The following is a 7417-nucleotide window of genomic DNA, read 5'->3' on the forward strand; positions in this document are numbered from 1 at the left end:
CCCCCGGCCTGGCCTCCCAGCACCCCAACTTCACCCAACAGCCCCACCCCACCGTCTTCCTGGACGCCACCACCGGCACCCTCGTCCACCGCGACCACACAGTCCGCCTCGACCTGGGCGACCGATCGGCCGCAGCCATCCTGACCGCCGTCTTCCACGCCGTCCCCGACACCATCCAGCGCATCTACATCACCGCCGGGGCACCCTGGCACCGCGACGCCGACCGCTACCCCTACCTCCGGGACGCTGTCGCCGCCTGGCTGAACGCGCCCACGCCCGGCTGNNCGGCCGCGGCCGTGACCGAATGGCCGGACACTTCGTCCACGCCCGCAACCCCGTCGCCCGCTACCAGCGCACCAGCGGTGACCACCACGTCGAAATCCGAAGCGTGGGGGAGTGGTTCGACCTCGACCAAAACGACCACCCCGGCATCGTCCGCGACGCATTCCGTCTGTTGTGGGAAGAACTGCGCCGCCACTTCAGCGACGCCGTCATCCTCGGCTCGCCCTCCCAGACCGGCCGGGACCTGTGGACCCGCACCATCCCCCGCCGGGGCAAACACGCCGACGGCTTCCCCGTCCTGTCCGAGGAACTGCGCGGCCTGCTGCACGCCACCGCAGGACAGGGCCGGAACGAACTCCTCACCCCCCCACGCATCCCCGAGCAACTGCCCGCGCTGATCGAATACGATCGCACCTTCGCCTACGCCAAACACACCTGGAAATCCCCGGTCGGAGCCCCCCGCCGCGTCACTGGCAAAACGTTCGCCTCCTGGTCGGCCAAAGAACAGCACGACGCCCTCTACGGCTGCGGCCACTGGCACATCCGCGTCACCGTCCCCGACGGCTGGAACCACGTCGGCCTACTGCCCGCCCCCGCCCCCGGCGAGCGCGCCTGGCACTACCCGGCTGCGCCCGGCACCACCTTCACCACCTGGGCCGGCGGACCCGAAGTCCACACCGCCCTGACCAATCCCATCCAGCCATGGAAGGTCGAAATCCTCGACGGCATCCTGTGGGAGGCGGGCAAACCGCTCGACGAATGGTCCAAGAAGCTCAAGGAGACCTGGACCAACCTCTCCGCCCAGGCCCACTTCCAAGGCGACGCCCAGCAGGCCCGGGCCGCTCACCTCGCCTCCCGCGCGGTGCGCTCCATCCTGCTCTACGGCATCGGCTCCTTCGCCCAGCGCCCCCGCATGGTCACCGGCACCACCCCCCGCAGCATGGAACGCGACGTACCCCCAGACGCCGAGATCATCGGCTTCGACGACGAAGTGATCACCTGGCAGAGGCCCACCGGCTTCGCCCGCGACCCCAACGCCCACCCCGAATGGGCCGCCGCTATCTGGTCCGCCGCACGCGCCGCCCTGCTCACCCAATACCACCGCGCCGACAACACCCACGCCGGAGCCCTGCACACCGCCCCCGGCACCGTGGTCGCCTTCCGCACCGATGCCCTCTACCTCACCCAGCCCCAGAACTGGCCCTACCACCACCACCCCGGCGACTACCTCCTCAAAGGCCACCTCACCGGACCCGTCGACGCCCCCACCAGCGAAGAAGAACTCCTCGCCCTGCGCGACACCGGCCGCCAAGCCCTCACCACCCCACCGGACAACACCTGATGCCACCCCGACGCCGTCAACCAGCCCCCCGGCCCACGCTCAACGAAGCCGCCCGACTCGCCGACCGACTCCAGCAAGCCGGCTACACCAAACGCGACATCGCACGCATCATCGACCGCGACCCCTCCCTGGTCTCGCAGTTCTACACCAAGAACAAAGGCGCAGCCTTTACCACTGCCCTCCGCGCAGCCCTCACCGCCATCGAGACCGGCGGCATCACCGACCTGCCCGAACTCGCCGCCATCGCCGCCCGCCACACCCAGCGGCGCACCACCGCCTCCGGTACCCGTGCCCGGGTGCGCGGCAAAGCCGTCCTCATCACCCCCACCGGCTCCGGCACCGGCCGCGTCGGAGCCCAGGCCATCGTTTCTGGCTCCGCCCGCCTGCGCCCCCTGATCGCCGAAGCCGCCCGCCGCGGCCTGCGCCTGGCCTTCACGGTCCGCCTGGCCAAGACCGCCTACCTGCACCCCTCCGGCAGCCGCACCGACTCACCCGGCATCCGCCGCGACGTCATCCAGCGCGCCGACCACACCGAAGAACGCTCCTACGGCTCCTCCCAGACCGGAGGCTTCGACGCCACCGACTTCGCCCGCCGCGTCAACGCCGCCAGCGGCGACGTCACCGCAGCCGTCCACCAATGGCTGGTGGAAACCGGCCGCATCCACCCGGACGCCCACATCCTCCACCTCGAAGTCCGCACCTGGCGCCCGCGCTGACGGACCCGACCCGGCACACCCACAACCCCCTGGCACCCCCTCGGACAGACGTACCCGCGACGGACAGCGGTAAGTTGAACACCATGGTGCTGTCGTCGGGGGAACGCGTGAGGGCCGCAGTCGCTGCCCTCATGCAGTTGACGGGGGAGACACAGGCCGATCTCGCTGCGGCGCTGGGAGTCAGCCAGGCACAAGTCAGCCGCCGCCAAGCCGGCACTGCGGCATGGCCCTTGGACGACTGCGACCGAGTGGCAGCCCACTACGCCATTGACGTACTTGACCTCTTGGCCGGCCCCACCCGCGCGTGCGAAGGCCTGCCACCAACGCGTCGACGCACCCCTCAGCGTCAGTAGCCGCACCCAACTCCGATCATCCGCAACTGAAGTCCTGGTGGATCTTCCGCCGGGCTCATTGCAGTTTCAACCGCCTGTCGTCAATCTCCGCCGCCACCCTCGCCCTTGAGCGCCTACGCTGAGAACGCTCATTGACCGAACCTGAAATTCCGCCGTACGTCATCCAGCGACTTCTTGTCGATGAAGTAGAAGATAGCTGCCTCACCAAGCGCCTTAGTGCCGGCTACCGCTACCGCACCGGATGCCGCATTCCCCGCCACCGGGATGACTTTCAGGATCCCTCGGGCGATTTCACGCAGAGCGAATCCGGCGCCGATGTTCCCTCCGAGGCCGACGAGTAGTTCTTTTGAGGCAGCTACGGATACCTCGCTTCCGGAAATGTATGCAATCATGATGATCATGGTTGCCTGGATGCCCGTGAGTACCGGCATATCGGCTACCGGTATAGGAGTAGCCCCCACGGCCCCACAGATGACGGAGGTGGCCGTAACTATCCTTTTTGCCAGCCTTTTCTGTACCTTGCGAAACTGCGCCAGGCGTGCGAATTCGATCTGGGCATTGTCAGGCAGTACTTCTTGTATCTTGATGGCCAGAAGATCGATGTTCCATCGATAGTCCCTTCTCTTGTTGATCCTTCCCTGACTATCGAAGAAGAGAAGCGCTGATGTCGGCACCACGTCACAGGCGACATGCTGGGACAGGTATGCATTGCGGTCGAGATGCTCCAGAAGGACCGACGCTGCCTCGTTGACGTTCCGTTGCTTCTCCTCGTCATCTTCATCGTGCGGTGGGAAACGGATGTCGCTCGGATGAAGCCAGTCACACTGGGTGAGGATCGGAATGATCTTTATGTCTGTCTCGTGGATGCGTGCAGTTTCCCGGTGAACTCGTTCGAGGATGGCCAGATCCTCGGCTATCGCCGTATCTACGTCCGTCGCCTTCACAAGAAAGGCGATGACATCCGGGCATGCTTCCCCGACAGCGGTGAGCAGGGATTCTTCTGCTGATTCTGCGGGGTCGTCCTCTTCGGGGGCTGAGCTTTCCTGCACTCCTCGGGTATCCAGGATCTGAACCTCGCGCCCACCGATGGTGCAGATCTCCCATTGAGCCGTTCCCGTGGTCGTGCGCACCGGCCCGATCTTGCGTACAGGTGACCCGAAAAGCGCGTTAGTCAGAGCAGATTTCCCTGCTCCGCGTCGACCGTAAAGCATCAACCTAGGGCTTCGCCGCTCCTGAAGCATGCTCAGCAGCAGCTGAATTTCAGCCTGCGCCTTACGGCGCACCTTATCGGGCAGCACGTCCAACGCATCCAGCAGCAGGTTCAGTGTCCGGTTCAGGTCTTCGCTCGAACCGTCTCGATCATCGCCAGTCAACTGTCGCGCCTCCAGATAGAGTGACATTTCGTGGTGGGCTTGAGAGATGTGATGCCTGCGGCGATTCCTGGTTTCCCCAAGGAGAGAACCGTGGATCGGATAACACGAAGATTATCGGTCGTCACGGCGGCTGTCACCGGTGCTTCTGTCTAGCCGTGCACTGTGCCCGCGGATGCAACAAATTGAGTGATGATTTGCTCAGTCGTTGACCACGTTCAATCTGACTAAGTCGAGATTACGCAAATCTCAACATGACTGCTCGGAGAGCTCATTCCACCCTCAGGGACAACTGGCTCCGGCCACCGGTGACAGCCAGTGACCATCCTGTCCTTCGGAGGTGGGCCGATCTCGGCGACCGTGAGGCGGCCTTACGGATCGACCCGGGGGAGTGCAACTACGACCGGCAGAAGCCCCTGTGCCACCCCTCCTGCGGCGGCGCTGGCGAGGCTCCCAGTCTGGACCGTTGCCGCAGCGCCTGTGTGAACATCGCCCGTACCGACCACCATGCGGACCAGATGCTGGCCGTCGCCGAAAACCTGCGGATGCAGGCCCTGTCCCTGTTGGTTCCCGAGCCGATGGCCGAGCGGCTCCGGTCCAAGGCCGAACACCTGGAGAAACTTGCCGCCCAGCACCGGGCCACGCGCATCACCCTTGAGGATGAGGACGACGAGTGAGTGAGGATCGCACCGCCGAACGCAAGAGCATCCGTGCGGCCATCGATCGGCTGTTGGTCGGCACCCCGCTCAGGTCGGACGGGGCTTTGACCGTCGTCTCACTCGCCGCCGAGGCCGACGTCAAGAGGCACGTGCTCACCCACCGGCACACCGACCTCACGGTTCGGTCGCTTGGGAGTAGCCGTCGGCCTGTTCCAGGAGCCGCCGGTTGAAGGGGCGACCGAGGGGGCGACGGCTACTGTTCGTGAGTGTGGTCTCTGGTGTCGGGGATGTCGATGAGAGCAGGGGGAGCGGCACCGCAACACGCTCAGACTTGACAGGGAAGCACGTCGGGCCGGGGCACGGTGTATGCGGTACCTATGGCTGGCCGTGTCGGCGTGGCCTCCACCATCGGCTGTGTCCGGTCTGTTCGGCGGCTGCCACCGCTTGAGTGAGGTGGTTACGGCTGGTGAGGGTATCGGGGTGATTTGGGCCCAGAGTGCGTTCGCGGTCGGTGAGGTTACGGCGGTGCAAGTCGGCGGCTTGCTGGTGCTGGCCTAGGTGGCTCAGGGCGGTGGCGAGGTTGTGGCGGCTGCCAAGGGTGTGGGGGTGGTCGGGACCGAAGACACGTTCGCAGTCGGCGAGGTTGTGGCGGTGCAGGTCAACGGCTTCCTGATGCTGGCCCAGGGAGTCCAAAGCACGGGCGAGATTATTGCGACTGTTGAGGGCGGCGGGGTGCTCGGGGCCGAGGGTGCGTTCGCGGTCGGCGAGGGTTTGGCGGTGTAGGTCAGCGGCCTCCTGATGGCGACCGAGGTGGCGCAAGACGAGGGCGAGGTTGTTCCGGCTGGTAAGGGTGTCGGGGTGATGGGGGCCCAGGGTGCATGAGGAGTCGGTGAGTGTCCGACGATGTAGGTCAGCGGCTTCCTGGTATTGGCCCAAGCGGTCCAGCGCAAGAGCGAGGTTGTTGCGGCTGGTAAGGGTGTCGGGGTGCTCAGGACCGAGGACGTTTTCGTAGTGGGTGAGAGTTCGGCGGTGTAGGCCAGCGGCTTCCTGATGGCGATCGAGGTCGGTCAAGGTGATGGCGAGGTTGTTTCGGCTATTGAGAGTGTGGGGGTGGTAGGGGCCGAGGGTGCGTTCGCGGTCGGCGAGGGTTTGGCGGTGTAGGTCAGCGGCCTCCTGATGGCGACCGAGGTGGCGCAAGACGAGGGCGAGGTTGTTTCGGCTGGTGAGGGTACCGGGATGGTCGGGGCCTAAGTGACTCGTTTCGGCGTCCAGGACATGCTGGCGTAGCAGGTGTTCTTCGGCCGAAGCGCCTGCCTCGCGCAGCGTGTCCGCGAGGATGTTGAGCGTGTCGACGCTGGCGGTGAACGTGTGGTCGGCGGCCCGGCTGAGGAGCGGGGGGAGATGGGGTGTAAGGAGGCGGGCGGTGGACCAGCCGGCGCGTCCGGCGCTGGCGGTGTCCTGAACGGCTTGGGTGAGGTGGGCATCGAGGGCAATGTGCCAGGAGGCAGGGTCGCCGATCAGGCTGATGGACATGACCTCGCGGACCAGCGGATGCAGGATCACCTGGCCAACGTTGTCCGCGGCACCGTCACCGGCTGATGCGTCTGACGCGGTCCGAGGAGTTCCCAAGAGCCCGTACTGGTGAAGTCCGGCCAGCGCAGCATCCAGGCCGGTGGCTGTGACATTCTGGCCGACAGCGTCAATCAGGAGGTCGGGCGTGATCAGGGAGCGGGGGATGGGCGCAGCTTCCAGCAGGGCCAGCAAGTGCAGCAGGGGCCGGGCCAGGATGTAGCCGTCTCGGTGGAGCTGCTCGAGGGACAAGTCCCAGGTGTTGCGCACAACAGTGCGGGCGATATCCGGATCGGCGGCGGCCAGCGGATGCGCCGCGCCCAACAACTCTCCGAACTCGCGATCCAGCGCCTCCTGGTAGGTGGCAAAGCTGCGGTAGCGGCTTGTCGCGGTGGCCAAGAAGCGTCCCGCGGCCTCCAGCGCCAACGGCAGACCCCCCAGCCGGACCGCCAGCACCTGGGCGTCCGCTTCGCTGCCCGCCGACGGTGCCGCATCGCACAGAACAGCCGCCGCAGGCCCCTGCGCCAACGGCTCCAGGTGCACCATCCGTGCCCGCTGGCCCCAGGTGGTGACCGCAGAGTCGCGGCTGGTGACAATCAAAAGTCCGGCCCCGTCGGGACGCAGCCATCCCCGGTAGGCGGCCACCGGTTCCCGGCCCGGCCCGACCCGTGTGGGGGTGTCGACGTTGTCCACGACAACCACCCACCCCGATACCGCCGACAGTTGCTCCCACACCATGTCGACCAGCACCGCCTGGCCCCGCCGCGCCTGCTCAAGCAGTTCTTCCGCAAGACCAAGGGCCTGCGCGATACGCGTCAGGTCCTCGGCCAGGCGACTGGGATCGTCCTGCCAGCGAACCCAAAACACGCGAATGCCTGCTTGCAGCGCGCGGTGGGCTGCATGAGCGGCAAGGGTGGTCTTGCCCAGCCCCCCAACCCCGCACACCACCGCCATTCCCCCGTCACGCCGCAGATGCTCCAATACAGCCAGCTCATTGTCCCGGCCTCGCACGGGCGCTGAGGGCACCGGCGGCCGCAGCGAGGCAGTAACCGCGGCGGTGGGCACCCACTCCCGCGCCACGGGCACACGCCCGGCGGCCGTGCCGGCCTCCGGTGCACTGCCGGAG

5 protein-coding genes and 1 pseudogene are annotated in these 7417 nt (G+C 66.5%); 4 read left to right on the plus strand and 2 right to left on the minus strand.

Annotation, left to right across the window (positions count from 1 at the left end; all coding sequences use genetic code 11):
* From AOK15_RS47855 to AOK15_RS47865, 3 genes and pseudogenes are all read left to right on the plus strand, one after another.
* Window positions 1-283: pseudogene (locus tag AOK15_RS47855) on the plus strand (hypothetical protein); the annotation flags it as partial.
* A 1340-nt stretch (window positions 284-1623) separates the two neighbouring features.
* On the plus strand, window positions 1624-2340 hold the full coding sequence (locus tag AOK15_RS47860; RefSeq protein WP_055522567.1) for a hypothetical protein: 717 nt from the start codon (window positions 1624-1626) through the stop codon (window positions 2338-2340).
* Between the two features lie 83 nt (window positions 2341-2423).
* Window positions 2424-2693, plus strand: coding sequence for a helix-turn-helix domain-containing protein (locus AOK15_RS47865; RefSeq protein ID WP_079058896.1), 270 nt, complete (start codon window positions 2424-2426; stop codon window positions 2691-2693).
* 128 nt (window positions 2694-2821) lie between these two features.
* Here AOK15_RS47865 and AOK15_RS43095 read toward each other — a convergent pair whose 3' ends face one another.
* A complete protein-coding gene (locus tag AOK15_RS43095; RefSeq protein ID WP_079058897.1) occupies window positions 2822-4093 on the minus strand; it encodes a GTPase family protein in 1272 nt (423 codons plus the stop codon).
* Window positions 4094-4545: 452 nt separating this feature from the next.
* Between AOK15_RS43095 and AOK15_RS44515 the strand changes: the two genes are divergently transcribed.
* A complete protein-coding gene (locus AOK15_RS44515) occupies window positions 4546-4740 on the plus strand; it encodes a hypothetical protein (RefSeq protein ID WP_055522571.1) in 195 nt (64 codons plus the stop codon).
* Window positions 4741-5097: 357 nt separating this feature from the next.
* On the opposite strand, the gene AOK15_RS35755 is transcribed toward AOK15_RS44515, so the two are convergent.
* Window positions 5098-7417 (minus strand): tetratricopeptide repeat protein (locus AOK15_RS35755; RefSeq protein ID WP_107099589.1); only part of this gene is annotated, 2320 nt, incomplete at its 5' end.

Source organism: Streptomyces ossamyceticus, from assembly GCF_001418475.1.
GTDB classification, from domain to species: domain Bacteria; phylum Actinomycetota; class Actinomycetes; order Streptomycetales; family Streptomycetaceae; genus Streptomyces; species Streptomyces ossamyceticus.

Excerpts from the sequence above, each read along its gene's own strand:
- AOK15_RS47860 (WP_055522567.1), top strand. The coding sequence starts at position 1,624 with ATGCCACCCCGACGCCGTCAACCAGCCCCCCGGCCCACGCTCAACGAA.
- AOK15_RS47865 (WP_079058896.1), top strand. The coding sequence starts at position 2,424 with ATGGTGCTGTCGTCGGGGGAACGCGTGAGGGCCGCAGTCGCTGCCCTC.
- AOK15_RS43095 (WP_079058897.1), bottom strand. The coding sequence starts at position 4,093 with ATGTCACTCTATCTGGAGGCGCGACAGTTGACTGGCGATGATCGAGAC.